Origin of the sequence: Olivibacter ginsenosidimutans, assembly GCF_039542865.1 — a bacterium.
GTDB lineage: Bacteria > Bacteroidota > Bacteroidia > Sphingobacteriales > Sphingobacteriaceae > Olivibacter > Olivibacter ginsenosidimutans.
This window is the reverse complement of the sequence record NZ_BAABIQ010000003.1, coordinates 107,092-125,453: the sequence shown is the minus strand read 5'-3', so window position 1 is coordinate 125,453 and position 18,362 is coordinate 107,092. Positions and strand designations below refer to the sequence as shown.

Here is an 18,362-nt window from a genome sequence, read left to right as displayed (position 1 = left end):
GAATAACGAATAACAAACAAAAGACTAACCTAATTATATTTTATGAGTACCCATTTAATTCCCTTTGTAAAGCACATTGGACATTTAAAACGTGTTCCGATCAGAAGAATAGCTTTACTATTTTTCGTATTATGCTGGTGTTATAAGGCCCATGCCCTTGCGCAGGAAATCCGGCTACATGCCGTAAACACCAAGCTGGAGCAAATTTTCCGGGAGATTGAGAAACAAAGTGGAAGTGGTTTCTTTTATAAACCATCCGATCTGTCTTCCATTGCCCCTATTTCGGTGGATATCCAAGGGCAAACCCTAGAACAAGCCCTAGCTACGATTTTCAAATCTATCCCCTTGGAGTATACCCTGGAAGATAAAATCATTGCTGTAAAGCCTAAAAAAAGGACACCTACAGCAACAGCTGGGATACAGCAGCAAGATATTACGATAACCGGTTCGGTAAAAGATGCTTCCGGACCATTATCCGGTGTTTCTGTATTATTGGAAAACACCAAACGTGGCACCTCTACCAATGGTAGCGGAACCTTCACCATTCAGGCTCCTGTAAACACGTACCTGATCTTCAGAAGTCTCGGTTATGAAGAACAACGCGTGCTGATAACCGAAAACAGCAACAAAGTAGATATCATCCTAAAGGCCTCGCTGGGGAAACTCGATGAAGCAGTGGTGGTTGGTTATGGCGCCGTTAAAAAAAGGGACATTACCGGTTCGGTAGCCTCCATTAAAGAAGAAGATATCAAATCTGTTCCGATAGCCTCTTTAGACAAAGCGCTTCAGGGAAGGATAGCCGGTGTACAGGTGACCACCAATTCGGCTAAACCGGGAGGCCAAACCACGATCCGCATCCGTGGCACGGGATCGATCAATGCTTCCAACGACCCTTTGTATGTGATTGATGGCTTCCCTACGGGTGATTTGAACTCGATCAATCCTTCAGACATCGCGTCTATTGAAGTTTTGAAAGATGCTTCCGCTACGGCGATTTATGGTTCCAGGGGAAGTAACGGCGTGGTGCTGGTGACCACCAAGAGGGGTTCTGCCGGCCAGTCCAATATCTCGGCAGAAGGTTATTACGGATCGCAGACCATCCGTCACAAAATTCCTTTACTCAATGCGCAGCAATATGCTGATTTTATTAATGAAGCCCGGAGCAATGGTGGCGGAACGGCTTATTTTGACGGCTCTTCCGACGATCGTCCCCTTCCTGATCAATTGGGAACCGGAACAGATTGGCAGGATGTCGTCTTCCACAATGCGCCCATGCAGAACTGGCAGGTGAACTTCAATGGCGGGGATGCCAAAACCCAATATGCCCTCTCGGGCGGATATTTCGATCAGGATGGCATTATTGTGGGTTCTTATTTTAAACGTTATTCCGTTCGGGCCAATGTAGACCGGCAAACGAAATCCTGGTTAAAAGTAGGATTGAGCATGCAGGGCGCCCATACGCTTTCGAACAATTCGCGGACGGAAACAGAAGGGGGTGCTGCAGGAGGAGTAACCAATGCGGCCTTGAACTACGCACCCGTTTTCCCGATATATGATGCAAACGGGGTTTATTACCGGGATTTGAGCTCGCTGAATGGCAATTTGGTAGACAACCCTTTGGGTATTGCCAAGGAAGTGACCGATCAATACCGAACCATCCGTTTTCTTGGCAATGCCTATGCGGAGGTAAAATTTACACCCGACCTGGTATTGCGCTCTACTTTTGGGGCTGATCTATTGAGTACCAAATCTAACTATTATGCCAGTCGACTGATTGCCCTAGGGGCTAGCTCCAACGGAACGGCCAGTGTATCTTCTGCCCAAAATATCAATTGGTTAAATGAAAATACCTTAACCTATAAACATCTATTTGCCGAAAAACATGACCTGACCGCCTTATTAGGCTACACGGCGCAATCCTATCACAACGAAACTGTTGGTGCTTCCGCCTCTAATTTCAATAACGACTTTGCGCTATTCAACAACCTGGGTGGCGGATCAACACTGGTTCCACCGAGCTCCGGCGTGGTAGAATGGTCGCTGATGTCTTTTCTGGCCCGCGTGAATTATAGCTATGACAATAAATATTTGTTAACCCTTACGGCCAGAAGTGATGGTTCATCCCGCTTCGGTCCTAATAATAAATATGGCTTCTTCCCTTCGGGTGCGCTTGCATGGCGCCTTTCCAATGAATCGTTTTTCAAAGATCGTTTCCATTGGATTGATGATGCTAAACTACGCGTGAGCTACGGGCTGACAGGTAATCAGGGTATTGCCGACTATGCCTACTTAGCCACTATTGTACAAAGCACAGCGGTGCTGGGCGGGCCGAATGCGGCCCTTCACATCGGCGGTGTACCGAATATTATCAGTAATCTGGACTTGGGCTGGGAAAGCAACAAGCAACTGGATATGGGACTTGATCTTAGTTTTGTTGGTAATAAGTTAAATCTCACGGCGGATTATTATGTTAAAAATACAGCCGACTTGCTGTTTTCGGTTAACGTACCGCAAACAACAGGGTATAGCACCTCCCTCAGCAATATTGGCGAAGTGCAAAATAAAGGCCTGGAACTCGCCCTATCGGCCAAACTCGGTCGGGATGACGGCTTTAAATGGAGCGGAGATTTTAACGTCTCCTTCAACACCAATAAAATAGTGCGTTTGGATGGACGGGATGAGTTATTAACCGGTTCCGGCGTTGGCCATTTACAGGTGTTTAATACGATACAAATGAAAGTAGGAGAACCACTTGGCAACTTCTATGGAAGGGTATTCGACGGTATTTTCCAGAACCAAGCAGAAATAGACGCTTCTGCCCAACCTACTGCTAAACCGGGCGACATCCGCTATAAGGACCTGGACGATAATGGTGTCATTAACGATAATGACCGTACCGTCATCGGAAATGGCTACCCCAGTTCTTTTGCCGGATCCAACAATACTTTTTCTTACAAAGGGTTTGACCTGAATTTCTTTTTCCAAGGAACTTTCGGCAATGACATCCTCAACTTTGGTCGATTTGATCTGTATAACTTAAACGGCAACAATAACCAATCGACTGACGTGTTGAACCGCTGGACACCCGAAAACCCTTCCAATGAAATACCGCGCGCCAATTCGCTTGGTGGCCAACGGATCCTCTCCAGCTTCCATATTGAAGATGGATCCTTTATCCGCCTCAAGAATATTTCCCTAGGTTATAATCTGCCTAAATCACTGGTAGATCGTATTGGTAGCAGAAACATTAAAGTGTACGTCTCTGCACAAAACATGCTGACGATTACCGATTATAAAGGTTACGATCCGGAAGTAAGCCGTTTTGGAACCACATCCACCAGTCAGGGTATGGACTACGGCGGATATCCGGCATCAAAGTCCTTTATGATGGGTATCAATATCGGATTATAAGGAGGAAAACAAATTATGAACCATCGAAATTTTATACAGATGAAAACCTTAAAAACAATATCAGTCAACTATATGATCTACCTGATATGCATGGTGTTGGTGAGTTCCTGCGTGCCGGATCTTGAATTGGATAGATTAGACCAACAATCGGTCAACGCCTATTATAAAACGGCCAGCGATGCCAATGCTGCTGCTATCGGTTTATACGGACTTGTTCGTGATATGTACCGTGATGAAACCATCAATGTCCCTAATATTGTGGCAGCAGATGATGGTATCCCCTTCTTAACCGGCAATGCCGATCGGGTGGCCCTCTGGAACTATAATATCACCCCCACCAATACGTTTATAGGTGGTATCTGGGCAAGTGCTTATACTGGCATACAGCGATCGAATGTGGTATTAAACCGTGTTCCGCCGATAGCGATGGATGAAACGCTCAAAAATCAATACCTCGGGGAAGCGCTGTTCTTGCGGGCGCTGCACTACTTTAACCTGGTTCGCTTTTACGGCGATGTACCTATCGTGCTGGATGAAGTGACCTCCCTGGAAAATGTCGAGGTTCCACGCTCCAGTTTGGAAGAAGTGTACCAGCAGATCGAGACCGATTTGACACAGGCCATTGCACAATTACCCAGCACGTATACGGGTTCAGACGTCGGTCGCGCCACAAAAGGTGCCGCCACCGGATTGCTGGCTAAAGTGTACCTCACCCGGGCAGGGAATGATGCGAACTCGCCCTATTGGGAAAAAGCCGCCCAACAAGCTAAAGCCGTGATCGATATGGGCATTTATGATCTCTGGGAAAATTATAGTCAGGTCTTTGCACTGGAAAATCGGGGCGGAAAGGAATCGGTATTTGAAGTGGAATATGTTACGGATCTGACCGGAAACAATTTTACTACAGGCTATGCACCAAGAGGTTCTGCCATCGTTCCGGGCAGTGGAAGCGGTATTTTGCGGGTCAGCAAAGACCTGTTCGACACCTTTGAGGATCAGGATAGCCGGAAAGCCGTTACTTTTTTAACTTCTTATACCAATCCATCTAATGGTGCATTGGTTCAGTTATCGGTTGATAACACCGATCCGGCATTGGCAGTTTCCTTTTGGAAACTGGCCGACCTCACTTCTACTATTGGTGGCGCCGGGGGAAAAAGTTTCCCCTTGCTCCGTTACTCGGACATCCTGCTGATCTATGCCGAAGCGTTAAACGAAGCGAATGGCGGTCCCACAGCAGCGGCTTACGAGGCCATCAATAAAGTGCGCAACAGGGCTAAGCTGAAGCCTTTGTCGGGTTTGGACAAAGCAGCGTTTAAAACGGCGGTCTTGGCCGAAAGAAGAAAAGAATTTTGTTTTGAAGGTAACCGTTGGTTTGATCTGGCCAGAACTGGCCAATTAGTAGAAGCAGTAAAAAATGAAAACAGCTTCGGCAGAAATGCCGTCATTCAAGATTTTAATACACGCTTTCCCATACCGCAAAGGGAAATGGACGTCAATTCATCTTTAGTGCAAAATGAAGGTTATTAAACATATCTTACTGATCGTTCTGCTGGCTTTATGCACCCAGCAGAACAGTATGGCCAATGTACGCACCTACGATATTATCGTCTACAGCGGCAGCTCAGCTGGTTTCACCGCAGCCATAGCCGCCGCTAAATTGGGTAAAAAGGTTGCCCTTTTGGAGCCCGGTCGGCATATCGGTGGCATGAATGTAGAAGGACTGGGAGGTACCGATATCGATAACCATGCAGAATTTCAGAATAGCGGGGCCGTTGGTGGCCTCGCACTGGAATTTTACCGGCGCATTGCCCGATACTATCATCGGGAAGAGGCCTTTGAAGCGCTATTGGCTAGACATGATAAGCAGTCCGGACTTTGGCGCTTTGAACCACATGTTGCCCAACAGGTTATCGACCAATGGCTTTCGGAATACCCAATTGATATTTTTTATGGAGCGATCATCCGCGAACAGGAAGGCGTGATCAAGAAGAAAGGAATTATCCAAGAAATACGACTGACCAACGGACAAGCTTTTCAAGCTAAAATGTTCATCGATGCCAGTCTGGAAGGTGATCTGCTTGCTCATGCAGGGGTCAGTACCGCCATCGGCAGGGAAGCGAATCGCCAATATGGAGAAGAACATAATGGTATTCGGGCGGAAACGACACATGCCCAGTTTTTGGTCCAGGTAGATCCTTACCGGATGATGGGCGACAGCACCAGTGGATTGATTGCCACCATACAGCCTGAACCGCTCGGAACGCCCGGGGAAGCAGACAAGCACCTTCAGGCTTACTGTTTTCGGATGTGTCTTTCGAAAGACAAAAACAATCAGCTTCCTTTCACCAAACCGGCTGATTACCGCCGATCGGATTATGAGATATACCTCCGCTACCTAAAGGCCGGAGGTAAACTTTATGTACCGGTGGTTTCCATACCGAATAATAAAACGGATCTGGGAGCCTGGCATGACCTATCCCATAACCTATATGGCATGAACCTGGGCTATCCAGAAGGTGATCAGCAGGTCCGGGATTCCATTCTTCACCAGCACCGCAACTTCACGCAGGGCTTATTTTATTTTCTGGCACATGACCCGGAAGTTGGACAGCTGGACAGTGCCTTACAACGGGAATGGGCAAGCTGGGGACTGGCTAAAGATGAGTTTACGGATAACGAGGGTTGGCCCAGACAGTTCTATGTGCGCGACGGTCGACGACTGGTATCCGATATGGTCATTACGGAAAATCACATCCGCAAAAAAAATCCTTTGCCCTTGATCCATCCGGTTGCCATAGCCTTCTGGCCTCCTGATCTGCACAGTGTAAGGCGCATCGTCCGAAAAGGTTATGCCTATAATGAAGGGTTCGTTTTCGGAGGCGACTGGTGGCGACCGTTCGGTATTCCCTATGAAGCTTTGGTTCCCAAAGCCGGGGAGTGCAGAAACCTCCTCGCTCCAGCCTGTCCTTCGTCCAGCCATGTTGCCTATGGTGCTATCCGCATCGAATTTACCTTCATGGAACTCGGGCAGGCAAGTGGAGCTGCGGCAAGTCTGGCCATTGACGGCAAGCATACGGTCCAGCAGGTTCCTTATGAACAACTTCAAGCGCTATTGCTGAAAGAAAAAGCAATATTGGCATTGGATACGGCTACTAAGGTACATCGGGGCATAATGGCACTCCCGTAAATATTGAAGTATTGATATTCTGTTTCTTTTTGTAGGGAAAAGAAAAACAAATTATTTAAAATTTGTACATATGAATGTGCAGTATCTAAGTAATAACAAAGGAGAAAAACCGCTGTATTAGTTCCTCTAAAAGAATGGGATATCCTAGAAAGGGAGCGTGATCTTTTGAGAAGGAAACTGGAAAAAGCAGAATTTAGTCTTCGGTTTAAAAAAATATAGACGCTTATAAAAGGGGTACGCTCAAAACAAGGCCTATTAATGATCTATTAGATGAGCTTTGAAATGGAATATAGCCAACATTTTAAAAAATCTGCAAAAGCCTTATCAAAAAAGTATCCCTCTTTTAAACAGGACTTAACAGGAAATAATCTTTATAAAATCCGCTTGTCTATACTCTCTCTATAAAGACCACAAAATACTTCTAGCTAATATTTATGATAAAAGCGATTATACTTCTGTTGATGAAAGACAATTTATTAGAAACTTATTGACGGAGGGATTTAACCTATAAATCTGCATACACAATCTATCGGAATAGCAAGGAATTGGACTGAAAATTGTTATATTGAAGCTATGATCAAATTTTCCATCTGCATTCCGGCTTATAAAAGTCTGTACCTCTCTAAGTGTATAGCCAGTATTTTGCAGCAAACGGTAAATGATTTCGAATTGATTATACTAAATGATTGCTCTCCGGAACCAGTTGAAGCCATCGTGCAACAATTTGAGGACAACAGGATACACTATTATAAAAACGAGCAAAATACCGGAGCGGTTCAACTGGTGAAAAATTGGAATAAATGTTTGGCCTTAGCTAAAGGGGAGTATATCATGATTATGGGCGATGATGATGAATTGGAACCGGATTACCTACAGGAATTTTCACGTCTTACGGAGCAATATCCGCAAATCGACGTATACCATTGCCGAAGCAAAATCATCAATGAACAGGGCGAAACGGTTATGCTGACGCCCGCTTGCCCTGAATTTGAGTACGTTTACGACAGCATTTGGCACCGACTCGAACAATACCGATCGAATTATATTTCTGATTTCGTGTATCGGACAGCAGCCTTACGCCTTCAAGGGGGGTTTTACGAACTGCCATTGGCATGGGGTTCGGATGATATCACTGCTTTCTTAGCAACAGGTACGAAAGGTATTGCACATACCAATAAACCCGTTTTCCGGTACCGATCGAATGCCTTATCGATTACTTCAAGTGGTAGCGATGGCTTTAAAATGGAAGCGAATCAAGCGTATGCGCGATGGTTGCATGACTATTTACAAAAAGTTCCGAATAATGAAGAACAAGCCATTGTACGAGCCTACCTTCAAAGAACTCAGCAAAAATTAATGTCCAAGAGAAAGCGGTTTACCTTAACGCTTTCTATGCGGCAGCATCGGTTTAAAAAAGCTTGGTTTTGGCTTAAACACCGAAGCAAGTATCAACTCAGCCTATCGGATATTTTAATATCGGCACTGAAAAGCGTAAATTTAAAAAATAGTTCAAAGTTTTAAGTTGTACGTTATAAGTTACGCACAACTGGCAACGCACAACTGGATTACTTTTTTACTACTCTCGAATGAATATTATCTTCAATCCACCTGAAAACAGCGAAAATCAATACATACATTTGATGATCAGTCCTTTGCAAAAGGCTGGATTCAACATTTACCCTTTAGATAACTTTCTTTCCTCTTATCGACATATTCAACAGATCCAATTGGTACATCTCAATTGGTTTGAAAATATTGATGATAGCAGTTTTTTCGTGGCTTTAAAAAGTTTTTTCCGGAAATTGGTTGCCCTCATCGCCATTAAACTTAGTCGCAAACCCTTAGTATGGACCATGCATAACCGAGCCTCACACGAGAAAGGGTTAAGTTTCTTTAGTCGATCCATAACCTATCTATTGATGCGTTGGGCGAATAAAATCATTGTCCATAGCCATATATCCATTGAGCTATTGAAAAAGCGCAGTATGCGTATCGCTGCTAAAGCAGTTTATCTGCCCCACCCCAATTTTATTCAAGTGTATGGTCCGGCCTTAGCGCCAACGGCCACCAAAGGTAAACGGCTCCGTCTGCTTTTTATAGGTGCCGTTAAGCCCTATAAAAACATTGAACTCCTATTAACCCTAGCACAGGCCTACGAGAAAGAGGTGCAGCTGACCGTTGCTGGTAAACCTGTAACGTCAGGCTACCAACAAACGTTAGAACAAATGGCCGCCCAGTCAACAAACATCAACCTGCAATTACGGTTTATTCATGATCAAGAACTTCCTTTATTGTTAAGCGAGGCCGATGCGTTAGTATTGCCTTATGATCTAGCAAGCAGCTTAAATTCAGGCACGGTATTTCTTGCTTTTTCTTATAAAAAAACAGTGATCTGTCCAAATATTGGCACTATAATGGATTTAAAGGAGGAAAAGGCTTACGTACTCGCTTATGACTATGAAACTCCAACGCAACATGCATTTCAGCTGAGTGAACAAATCGAAACAGCTATTCGTTTAAAAGCAGAACAACCGGCTATTTTTGAACAATGGGGAGAACACCTTTTTCAGTATGTAGCCAAAACGCATGCACCGGAGCAAATCGAACAACAGTTAATTGAAATTTATAAACAACTTATAAAACAGTAGGCCGGGGCACATAACAGATTTCCGTTCCGAAATTTGTCGTCAGGGCAGGGAAGCGTTTACCCTTCGTCATGGCACATTTTTCTAAAATGAATTTTTATTATAATGTACCCATAGACACCAAAAACAGATCAATAATTAATGAATGAAAATCCTTTATATCAATGCGCTTTATAGTCCGTTTATACAGGGTGGTGCTGAAATCTCCTTAAAAACCTTAGTAGAGGGAATACAAGCGGCGGGGCATGAAGTAGTCGTATTAAGCCTTAAGCCGGATGGTTCGATGACGGTGGATCAGGAAGACGGTGTAAAGGTTTACCGTGCACCACTAAAAAATAGTTATTGGCCTTTCGTTAAAACACAGCATCCCAAATGGGACCGCCTGTTATGGCATGTGCGCGATCAACATAACTCCAGCATGCAAAAGGCTGTACGCGAGGTGCTGGCACAGGAGAAACCAGATGTGGTCTCCTGCCATAATCTGGTGGGTTGGAGTATAGCCGTATGGGAAGAAATTAAACGAGCACATCTGCCTATCGTGCAGGTACTGCATGATCTATACCTCTTATGTCCCAATAGTGATATGTTTAAAGATGATCACTCGTGCACCAAGCAATGCCTTCGTTGCTCGCTATTGCGGCATAAGCATCGAAAAGCTTCTGCACAGGTAGATGCCATGATTGGGATCAGCCAGTTCATTCTTCAACGTTTTACCCAGCATGGCTATTTTGAACAAGCGCAAAAACAGGTCATCTACAACACCCGCGAAATTCCCGCTTCTCCTTTACCTCCAGAGAGACAAGCCAATGATGTATTTAGGATTGGCTATATCGGCACATTGGCCCAGAAAAAGGGCGTAGAATGGTTGATTGAACAATTTTCACAAGTATCCATTAAGGCCTCATTGCATATTGCCGGTGGAGGGAAAAAATCGTATGAACATTTCTTACGCGGACTGGCTACTGACCAACGCATAACCTTTGTAGGTTATGTCGATCCAAATACATTTTACGACAATATTGATTTATTGGTCGTACCTTCGCTTTGGGAAGAACCCCTAGGTATGGTTGCCATAGAAGCCCTAGCCCATCATGTGCCCGTTATAGCCACCAATAAGGGTGGTTTACCGGAAACCGTTAAGCACGAAATTAACGGGCTAATTTGTGACCCATCTGAGAAAAATTCATTAGCTCATGCCATACAACGGCTTTATGAAGATCTTCCCCTATACCGCACATTGGTTCAGCAAGCCCGAAACTCGGTCAGTGAAATTTTGGATAAACAACGATTATTAAACGCTTATACAACTATTTATGGAAACCTTAAGCGATAAATCCAAGGCATCCACGGTAGAGCGCTTAGCAGAAATTCTCTTCTGCTTAAGCTTATTCAGTGTATTTCTGCCCTGGAAAATATACCCGATCGTATTTTTGTGCAGTGCCATAATTTACCTAACGGTAAGCTATAAGCAATCAGCCGCTACCTTAAAACAAGGGCTCAAAAATCCTTGGTTCCTATCTTTATTGGTCTTTACCTTATATGCCAGTATCAGTTATTTATTAACCTTTGATGGTCGGGCACAGATCACGACGAACTTTATCAAGTTACTGATTAATGTATTGTTTTTTTGTGCGGCCATCTTTTGGCTAAGTGCCCGCGACAACCGGCGCTTGTTAGGCAACATAGATAGGTGCCTTCACCTTATCTTTATTCTTTGCTTGCTACAACTGCTGCTTTACCACCAGCATTTCCATTTTAACCTGCTTTCGGGCGCTAGCTCTTCAGCCAAGGGCAGTATGCTCTATCAAGAAGAATTCTTTTTTTGGGGATTAGCAGATAAAAATATGTTTGGAGCCCGAATTGCCTTGTTGGGTTTTGCCTATATTCTGATCCCCCTCATTCAGAAAAACAGCATTCATTGCTGGCGTATCGTTTTTATCTTCTTACTGGCTTATTTATCCCTATCACGCACCCCGATCGTAGCCTTATTGATCGGTGTATTTTTACTTTTTTGGCTCTTTTCTAATCGAACAGTTAAAATTACATTAATTGGGCTTAGCTGTATCGTACTACCCGTGGTTATCCATAAGCTGATCCGAATCGATCAACTCACCTCTTCTAATGATGGAATGGGCGTAAGGATAACCTATTGGAAAGCTTTCTTTCAACATATTGATGCTATTTCCCCGCTAGGCAACGGCTTTCTTAAAGGTGGTGAATTCCTCCAACACTATGCGGCCTATTATCACGGAGAGCCACATATCCATAATACCTTTCTTTCGTGCTATCTGGAGTTCGGATGGGTGGGTTTTCTTTCCTATAGCCTATTTCTGGGATTCTTTTATCGTTATTGCATGAACAGAAATCAGGTTCATTCTTTTTGGTTGGCAGCATTTTTGCCTCTACTGGCCATTATGATGATTCTTTACTCTGGATACGATAATGATATCATATTGTATTTATTACTCATCTTTATTTTAGGCACAAACAGAAAAATAGCAATAGATACAGTAAAAATAAAAGGCTAAGATGAAGGTACTTATTGATAGCAGATGGCAAGGTAATACGGGTATAGGACGATTATACCAGGAGGTTATGGACCGCAAGCCTCCCGAAGTGCTGGATAAGCATATCGAAAGTAACGTAAGCTTAGGCAGCATCTTTAGTCCGTGGATGCTGGCCAAAAGTATTCGCGCTGCTGATGCGGACGTCTTTTATAGTCCTTCTTTCATGCCTCCCTTATACGCCAATATTCCATTTGTGATTACCATTCACGACCTGATGCATCTCTTTTATTATTCTACCTTTCATCGTCTTTATTACAAGCGGGTTATCGCCCCACTGGCTAAGCGTGCAAAAAAGATCATCACTGTTTCTCATTTTAGCAAACAGCAGTTAATTTCCTTATTAGGTATCGATGAACAACGTATTACCGTCATTTATAATGGCGTTGACGACAGCTTTCGCTTCAATAAAATGGCTTATTCCTTAAATCGGCCTTATGTGCTCTACGTAGGTAATCGAAGGAAAAATAAGAATGTCCCAGCTATGTTAACGGCTTTCGCACAGGCGAAAATACCGCAAGATGTTGTATTTGCCTTAACTGGACAACCAGACGAAGCGTTGGTACAGCAAGCCAAACAACTGGGTATTCAAGAACGAATTAAATTTCTCGGCTTTATTTCAGAAGAGGAGCTACCGAAATTATACAAAGGAGCATTAGCGACACTTTATGTATCTTTAATGGAAGGATTCGGATTGCCTATTCTCGAATCAATGGCTTCTGGAACTCCGGTACTGACCGCTAATACGAGTTCGCTACCAGAAATTGCCGGAACGGCAGCCCTTTGTGTGAATCCCTTAAGTGTACCAGATATTACTCAGGGAATAACGCGTCTGGTACTAGATCCTGAATTGCGACAACAATATATTGCGGCAGGAGAACGACGCGTTTTAGATTTTCAATGGGAACAAACGGCTATACAAACTTGGAAAACCATCATTCATGCGTAAAGAACGATTTTTTTGGCTGATCATATGCTGGTCGACAATACTGCTTTCGACAATAGCTTGTCGAAACACATCCCGCTCGGAAAATGAACGCAATGAACCCCATGTCTCGGCTCCGAAGGCGCGGGTATTGAATGTACAAGCATTCCACGCCGTTGGAAATGGCAAAGCCGATGACACCAAAGCGATACAAACAACGATTAATGCCGCGCAAAATGGCGACACTATTCTTATTCCTCCTGGTATCTACCGAGTAAAAACGTTGGTATTAAAATCAGCTATTCATATTCGAGGGGTAGGATTATTACGCCAAAGCTTAGCGCAGGATACGCAACGCTATACCCGTGTCATTCAGAATTCTTCCACCCCACTTTTTTTTGGACGGAATATCGAACAGGTTAGCTTGAGCTTTTTTGCAGAAACCCGTAATGAAGCCCTTTATATTTCGAACAGTAAACATATTAAAATCAATTTTACCAAAATACAAGGTGACCGTAAAAAGCTGTATTCCTTCCCTGGAATGCTCTTTTATGCCTGCGACAGTATTCAAATTAGTCACTCTTCTATAAGCAACTATGGTGCCCCCCGACAATCGGCATCAAGCTACCAAGCAGGTACGGGTATCCGTTTTTTATCTTGCCAGCAGATCCAAATAAACGACAACGAAATCATTCATAATGGTGAAAACGGAATTTTCATGCATGGTAGTGGTCGTGCGACCATACACCATAACCGTATTTCCGACAACGGTATGAGCGCTATACAGATTGGTTTTGGCAAAACAAAACGGGAACAACATTTTATAATCAGTAACAATTTTTTAGCACGTAACGCAGCCGACGCCATCGATATCAATAACCGCATTACCCCCACTCCTTTTCCGATTTATTGTACCATCCGCCACAACAATAGTTTAGAAAATGGCTTTGTCCAGGGACAATCCACAGTAGATGGCTCCGGACTAGCTACCTTGGTCAATGTTAGTGAAGTCCGTTTGTTTAAAAACCAATCACGAAAATCGAATCGACCAGCACTCTATCTCGAAAAGTGTGGAAAAATCTTAGCAGAAAAGAACGTATCGGATAATAAGGTAGAAATTGTACATTCATTTGATACCATCCTCCTACAGCAAAACAAATTCGATGCCTTAACCCTATTGGCACATACCCAAGGGAAACGATTACAATTAACAGATAATACATGCCGCACCTTGCTTTTTCCCAATGGCGTTGCGATAGATTCGTTGCTATTAATAAGCAACACCTTAGAAAATGCGAGTTTAAACATCAATATGCAAGGAAGCTTGACACTATATAAAAATACGATCCATAGTGAAGCCCCTAATGGGGCATTATTGCTGACCAATATTCAGGGTGCCCAAATTAAAGAAAATAGCATAAAAAGCACTGCTGGATATGCCGTTACCGTCAACCGTAGCGCGCAAGGCATCATCTTGGAAGATAATGAAATTCAATCGGTAGAAGCTTGCGTTTTTGACGGAGGGTCAGAAAACCTCACCTTACTGAATAATGAGTTACGATCCTTAGCAGGAGGCCGATTACAGCGTACCTTTATCAGCCAACATCCCAATAGTTTACGGTTGAAAGGCAATACACATCGTGGAGGCTCTTCGGATAATTCCATCCGACTCGAAGGCACCGGTACGGCCTTTATTAGTGATGAAACGATCAAGAGTGGTTATCCAGATTATGGCAAGGTTACGGTAAAAGAATTTTAGTGATGAAACCGAGACGTAAATAATTATTGACTCACAGGGCAATGATTATTTACGTCGAGCTCTCATCAACCATTTAAAAACAGAATAAACAGATGAAAACGGTTTTATATATTCCTACATTTAATGCTGGTAAACGTTGGTCGGAGGTCATCAAGGCTATCAACGAGCAATTGGTCGCACCTCATCAAAAAGTAATCATCGATTCTGGTTCCAACGATGGTACGCTGACACTTCCAGAACTTTCGACCTTCACCATTATGGCTATTGACCAAGCAGATTTCGATCATGGAGGAACCCGGCAATTAGCCGTAGAACGCTTTCCTGATGCTGATCTCTATATCTTCCTAACCCAAGATGCCATTCTTGCCGACAGGCGTGCACTCGCAAATCTAATAGCTGTTTTCGAAGAGCACCCAACGGTTGGCGTCGCTTATGGCCGACAGCTACCTCACAAAGGAGCAAAAGCGCTGGAGGCACATGCCCGATTATTTAATTATCCAGCGCATGCACAATTCAGAAATCTCAAAAATGCCCAACAGTATGGTATCAAGGCTATTTCTTGCTCCAATTCTTTTGCTGCATACCGACGGGAGGCCTTTGAAGAAGCAGGTGGATTCCCTAGTGGTACCATATTAGGAGAAGATGTCATTACGGCGGGTAAGATTGTTTTAAATGGTTGGCAACTTGCCTATGTAGCAGAAGCTAAAGTATACCACTCCCACTCCTATACCGTGAGCGATGAATTTAAACGTTACTTTGATATCGGCGTTTTTCATGCCATGAATCCATGGATTTTTGAAAACTTTGGACATGCTGAGTCCGAAGGATGGAAATATGTAAAGTCCGAACTTCGCTACGTAATCCGTCATCAACCCACAGCACTGCCAAAAGTCCTATTTTCGTTAGGAGCCAAATGGCTAGGTTATAAACTTGGGCTACATTACAAACGTATTCCCCTATCTTGGCGACGCTCTTTCTCGATGGTTAAAGGATTTTGGGCGAGAAAAGCGTAACCCCCATACCAACTTGTGGAAAAACCTCCCCATTTACCACACCCTAAATAGGGTATTCAAATAACGAAAAGGCCTTCCTTCTTCATTAGAGGCCATTTTCATCTGCTTGGCATATTTCTTGGATTTATGGAAATAAAATGCATTGTTATGTTAAGAGATTCGCAAATACGGGAAATACGACAAGTAACAACGCCTGAACCTACAAGTATTGTTATGCCAAATGTAATGCTCAATACCTCTTTTTCAAGCTTGGTCGAGCAAAACTTCTTGCATTATACTCATTTTCCTATTGTTTTAATTAACAAGGGAGAGGTACTAGACTTTAGCAGTAAAATCTTTAAAAGAAGCTTTGATATTCTCTTTTCATTAGTTGCATTAGTTATAGGGGCCCCTATTTATTTACTATTGGCACTTTTAGTAAAAGCCACCTCTAAGGGACCTGTCTTTTACAAACAAGAACGCGTTGGCCTGCATGAAAAACCTTTCTATATCTACAAGTTTAGAAGTATGTATACCAATGCGGAAAATCAAGGTCCGCAATTAGCATCGGATGATGATCCTCGTATTACACCTGTAGGTCGTTTTCTACGTAAAACAAGATTGGATGAAATTCCACAGTTTTGGAATGTATTGAAAGGCGATATGTCTATCGTCGGCCCTCGACCAGAACGTGCCCATTTTATCAAACAAATTGTAGCAAAAGCGCCTAGTTATAAACAATTATTAACCATTAAGCCGGGTATTACCTCAATTGGGCAGGTAAATTTCGGATACGCACAAACAGTAGATGAAATGTGTGAACGGATGCTTTTGGATTTACAGTATTTGCAAGTAATCAGTTTCTTCACCGATTTAGCTATCATTTTTAAGACCATTCAGGTGATGTTTTTAGGAAAAGGAAAATAAAAAACCAAATAGAACAACTATCCAGAAAACGGCTTACGCAATCGGTTGCGTAAGCCGTTTTTTTGTACTACATTAGCTCCTTTAAAAAATCAACAAATATGTGTGGAATTGTAGGCTATATAGGATATCGAAATGCTTGGGAAGTCATTATCAAAGGTTTAAAACGCTTGGAATATCGTGGTTATGATAGTGCCGGTATTGCCTTAATGAATGAGAAATTACATGTATATAAACGAGCAGGCAAAGTCAGCGATTTAGAAACCTACGCTGGCCAAGTGGCAACAAATAGCAGTTTAGGCATGGGGCATACTCGTTGGGCAACACATGGTGCTCCAAATGATCGGAATGCCCATCCTCATGCGTCCAGTGATCAGAAACTGGCTATTGTTCATAATGGCATTATTGAGAATTATGCATCTATTAAAGCGATGCTCATCCAAAAAGGGCAGTATTTTGTAAGCGACACCGATACGGAGGTATTGATTAAACTCATTGAGCAAATCCAATTAGAAGAAAATAGCAGCCTACAAGAAGCCGTACGATTAGCCTTAACACAAGTTTCTGGAGCTTTTGCACTCGTAATTGCTAGCCAGGACGATTCCGATTTACTTATTGCCGCCCGCAGAGGGAGTCCCATGGTAATCGGCATTGGTGAAGGTGAATATTTCATTGCATCAGATGCCTCGCCAATGATCGAATACACCAAGCACGTGTATTATCCAGAAGATAATGAATTGATTTTTCTCCATAGAAACGAAATAGAAATTAGGAATTTAACCAATGTTGTCTTAAGTCCTTATATACAGGAATTAGAATTGGAATTGGAGGCTCTGGAAAAGGGGGGATACGATCATTTTATGCTCAAAGAAATTTATGAGCAGCCCCATTCTATAGCCAATTGCATGCGGGGAAGGATTGACCACGAACGGAAAAAGATCAATTTAGGTGGCATAAGCGAGTATGCAGCTAAATTGTTAACGGCCAAACGGATTATTATTGTTTCTTGCGGCACCTCATGGCACGCCGGACTAGTGGGCGAATACCTGATTGAGGAATATGCGCGAATACCAGTAGAAGTAGAGTATGCATCCGAATTCAGGTATCGACATCCTATTATCAATCAAGACGATATTGTTATTGCTATTTCCCAATCAGGCGAAACAGCAGACACCATAGCTGCTATTGAACTCGCGAAACGTGCTGGCGCAACTATTCTTGGTATCTGTAATGTTGTTGGATCATCAATTCCTCGATTGTCACATACAGGAATGTATACGCATGCAGGCCCTGAAATTGGTGTTGCCTCTACTAAAGCCTTTACTGCGCAAGTAACGGCTTTATCTTTATTAGCACTTTACCTAGCTCAACAACAAGAGCGATTGCCTCTTTCAAAAATAACTTCGTTATTAACCGCACTCGAAACAGCGCCGGCACTCATTACGACTTGTTTTCAAAGTAATGCCCTAATTCAACATATTGCCGGTGAAATTAAAGATAGCACCAATTGTTTATTTTTAGGCAGAGGGATTAATTTTCCAGTAGCATTAGAAGGAGCGCTCAAACTGAAGGAGATTTCGTATATTCATGCAGAAGGTTATCCAGCAGCTGAGATGAAGCATGGGCCTATTGCATTAATAGATGAGCAAATGCCCGTCATCGTCATCGCAACAAAAGATTCTTCTTATGACAAGATTATCAGTAACATTCAGGAAGTAAAGGCGAGAAAAGGAAAAATAATTGCTATTATCACCGAAGGGGATACTGTAATCCGGGCTATTGCCGACTACATTATTGAGATTCCTCCCTGTGAAGAAGCATTGACACCTATCTTGGCGACTATACCCCTGCAATTATTGGCCTATCATATTGCGGTAATGAGAGGTTGCAACGTCGATCAACCACGGAATCTCGCCAAATCTGTCACGGTAGAATAACCTATTTTATAGGCTACT

Annotated in this window: 12 protein-coding genes; all 12 read left to right on the top strand. The window is 43.2% G+C overall.

Features of this window, described 5'->3' with window-relative positions:
* The first annotated feature begins 42 nt into the window (after positions 1-42).
* The 12 genes from ABD930_RS01895 to glmS all read left to right on the top strand — a co-directional run bounded on the left by ABD930_RS01895 (position 43) and on the right by glmS (position 18,344).
* Positions 43-3,411: a TonB-dependent receptor gene (locus ABD930_RS01895; protein WP_345229990.1), complete on the top strand. Its 3,369-nt coding sequence runs from the start codon at positions 43-45 to the stop codon at positions 3,409-3,411.
* A gap of 39 nt (positions 3,412-3,450) precedes the next feature.
* Complete coding sequence (locus ABD930_RS01890) at positions 3,451-4,938, top strand: RagB/SusD family nutrient uptake outer membrane protein (protein ID WP_345229989.1); 1,488 nt, start codon at positions 3,451-3,453, stop codon at positions 4,936-4,938.
* The gene (locus ABD930_RS01885; protein WP_345229988.1) at positions 4,925-6,598 is read left to right on the top strand and encodes an FAD-dependent oxidoreductase; all 1,674 of its coding nucleotides are present in this window, start codon (positions 4,925-4,927) and stop codon (positions 6,596-6,598) included. Before ABD930_RS01890 ends, ABD930_RS01885 begins: the two co-directional genes overlap by 14 nt.
* A gap of 573 nt (positions 6,599-7,171) precedes the next feature.
* On the top strand, positions 7,172-8,119 hold the full coding sequence (locus ABD930_RS01880) for a glycosyltransferase family 2 protein (protein WP_345229987.1): 948 nt from the start codon (positions 7,172-7,174) through the stop codon (positions 8,117-8,119).
* A 65-nt stretch (positions 8,120-8,184) separates the two neighbouring features.
* On the top strand, positions 8,185-9,246 hold the full coding sequence (locus ABD930_RS01875; RefSeq protein ID WP_345229986.1) for a glycosyltransferase family 4 protein: 1,062 nt from the start codon (positions 8,185-8,187) through the stop codon (positions 9,244-9,246).
* Positions 9,247-9,388: 142 nt separating this feature from the next.
* The gene (locus ABD930_RS01870; protein WP_345229985.1) at positions 9,389-10,576 is read left to right on the top strand and encodes a glycosyltransferase family 4 protein; all 1,188 of its coding nucleotides are present in this window, start codon (positions 9,389-9,391) and stop codon (positions 10,574-10,576) included.
* Entirely contained in the window at positions 10,557-11,771 is a 1,215-nt protein-coding gene (locus ABD930_RS01865; RefSeq protein ID WP_345229984.1) for an O-antigen ligase family protein, read from the top strand. Before ABD930_RS01870 ends, ABD930_RS01865 begins: the two co-directional genes overlap by 20 nt.
* A 1-nt stretch (position 11,772) precedes the next feature.
* The gene (locus tag ABD930_RS01860) at positions 11,773-12,756 is read left to right on the top strand and encodes a glycosyltransferase family 4 protein (RefSeq protein WP_345229983.1); all 984 of its coding nucleotides are present in this window, start codon (positions 11,773-11,775) and stop codon (positions 12,754-12,756) included.
* Positions 12,749-14,491: a right-handed parallel beta-helix repeat-containing protein gene (locus tag ABD930_RS01855; protein ID WP_345229982.1), complete on the top strand. Its 1,743-nt coding sequence runs from the start codon at positions 12,749-12,751 to the stop codon at positions 14,489-14,491. Before ABD930_RS01860 ends, ABD930_RS01855 begins: the two co-directional genes overlap by 8 nt.
* Positions 14,492-14,583: 92 nt before the next feature.
* Positions 14,584-15,504: a glycosyltransferase family 2 protein gene (locus tag ABD930_RS01850; protein WP_345229981.1), complete on the top strand. Its 921-nt coding sequence runs from the start codon at positions 14,584-14,586 to the stop codon at positions 15,502-15,504.
* Positions 15,505-15,651: 147 nt separating this feature from the next.
* Positions 15,652-16,410, top strand: coding sequence for a sugar transferase (locus ABD930_RS01845; protein WP_345229980.1), 759 nt, complete (start codon positions 15,652-15,654; stop codon positions 16,408-16,410).
* A 98-nt stretch (positions 16,411-16,508) separates the two neighbouring features.
* Positions 16,509-18,344 carry a glutamine--fructose-6-phosphate transaminase (isomerizing) gene (gene glmS, locus ABD930_RS01840; protein ID WP_345229979.1) on the top strand — a complete coding sequence of 612 codons (1,836 nt, stop codon included), beginning with the start codon at positions 16,509-16,511 and terminating at the stop codon, positions 18,342-18,344.
* Positions 18,345-18,362: the final 18 nt, after the last annotated feature.

Coding starts and splice junctions, on each gene's coding strand:
- ABD930_RS01895 (WP_345229990.1), top strand. CDS start 43: ATGAGTACCCATTTAATTCCCTTTGTAAAGCACATTGGACATTTAAAA.
- ABD930_RS01890 (WP_345229989.1), top strand. CDS start 3,451: ATGAAAACCTTAAAAACAATATCAGTCAACTATATGATCTACCTGATA.
- ABD930_RS01885 (WP_345229988.1), top strand. CDS start 4,925: ATGAAGGTTATTAAACATATCTTACTGATCGTTCTGCTGGCTTTATGC.
- ABD930_RS01880 (WP_345229987.1), top strand. CDS start 7,172: ATGATCAAATTTTCCATCTGCATTCCGGCTTATAAAAGTCTGTACCTC.
- ABD930_RS01875 (WP_345229986.1), top strand. CDS start 8,185: ATGAATATTATCTTCAATCCACCTGAAAACAGCGAAAATCAATACATA.
- ABD930_RS01870 (WP_345229985.1), top strand. CDS start 9,389: ATGAAAATCCTTTATATCAATGCGCTTTATAGTCCGTTTATACAGGGT.
- ABD930_RS01865 (WP_345229984.1), top strand. CDS start 10,557: ATGGAAACCTTAAGCGATAAATCCAAGGCATCCACGGTAGAGCGCTTA.
- ABD930_RS01860 (WP_345229983.1), top strand. CDS start 11,773: ATGAAGGTACTTATTGATAGCAGATGGCAAGGTAATACGGGTATAGGA.
- ABD930_RS01855 (WP_345229982.1), top strand. CDS start 12,749: ATGCGTAAAGAACGATTTTTTTGGCTGATCATATGCTGGTCGACAATA.
- ABD930_RS01850 (WP_345229981.1), top strand. CDS start 14,584: ATGAAAACGGTTTTATATATTCCTACATTTAATGCTGGTAAACGTTGG.
- ABD930_RS01845 (WP_345229980.1), top strand. CDS start 15,652: ATGTTAAGAGATTCGCAAATACGGGAAATACGACAAGTAACAACGCCT.
- glmS (WP_345229979.1), top strand. CDS start 16,509: ATGTGTGGAATTGTAGGCTATATAGGATATCGAAATGCTTGGGAAGTC.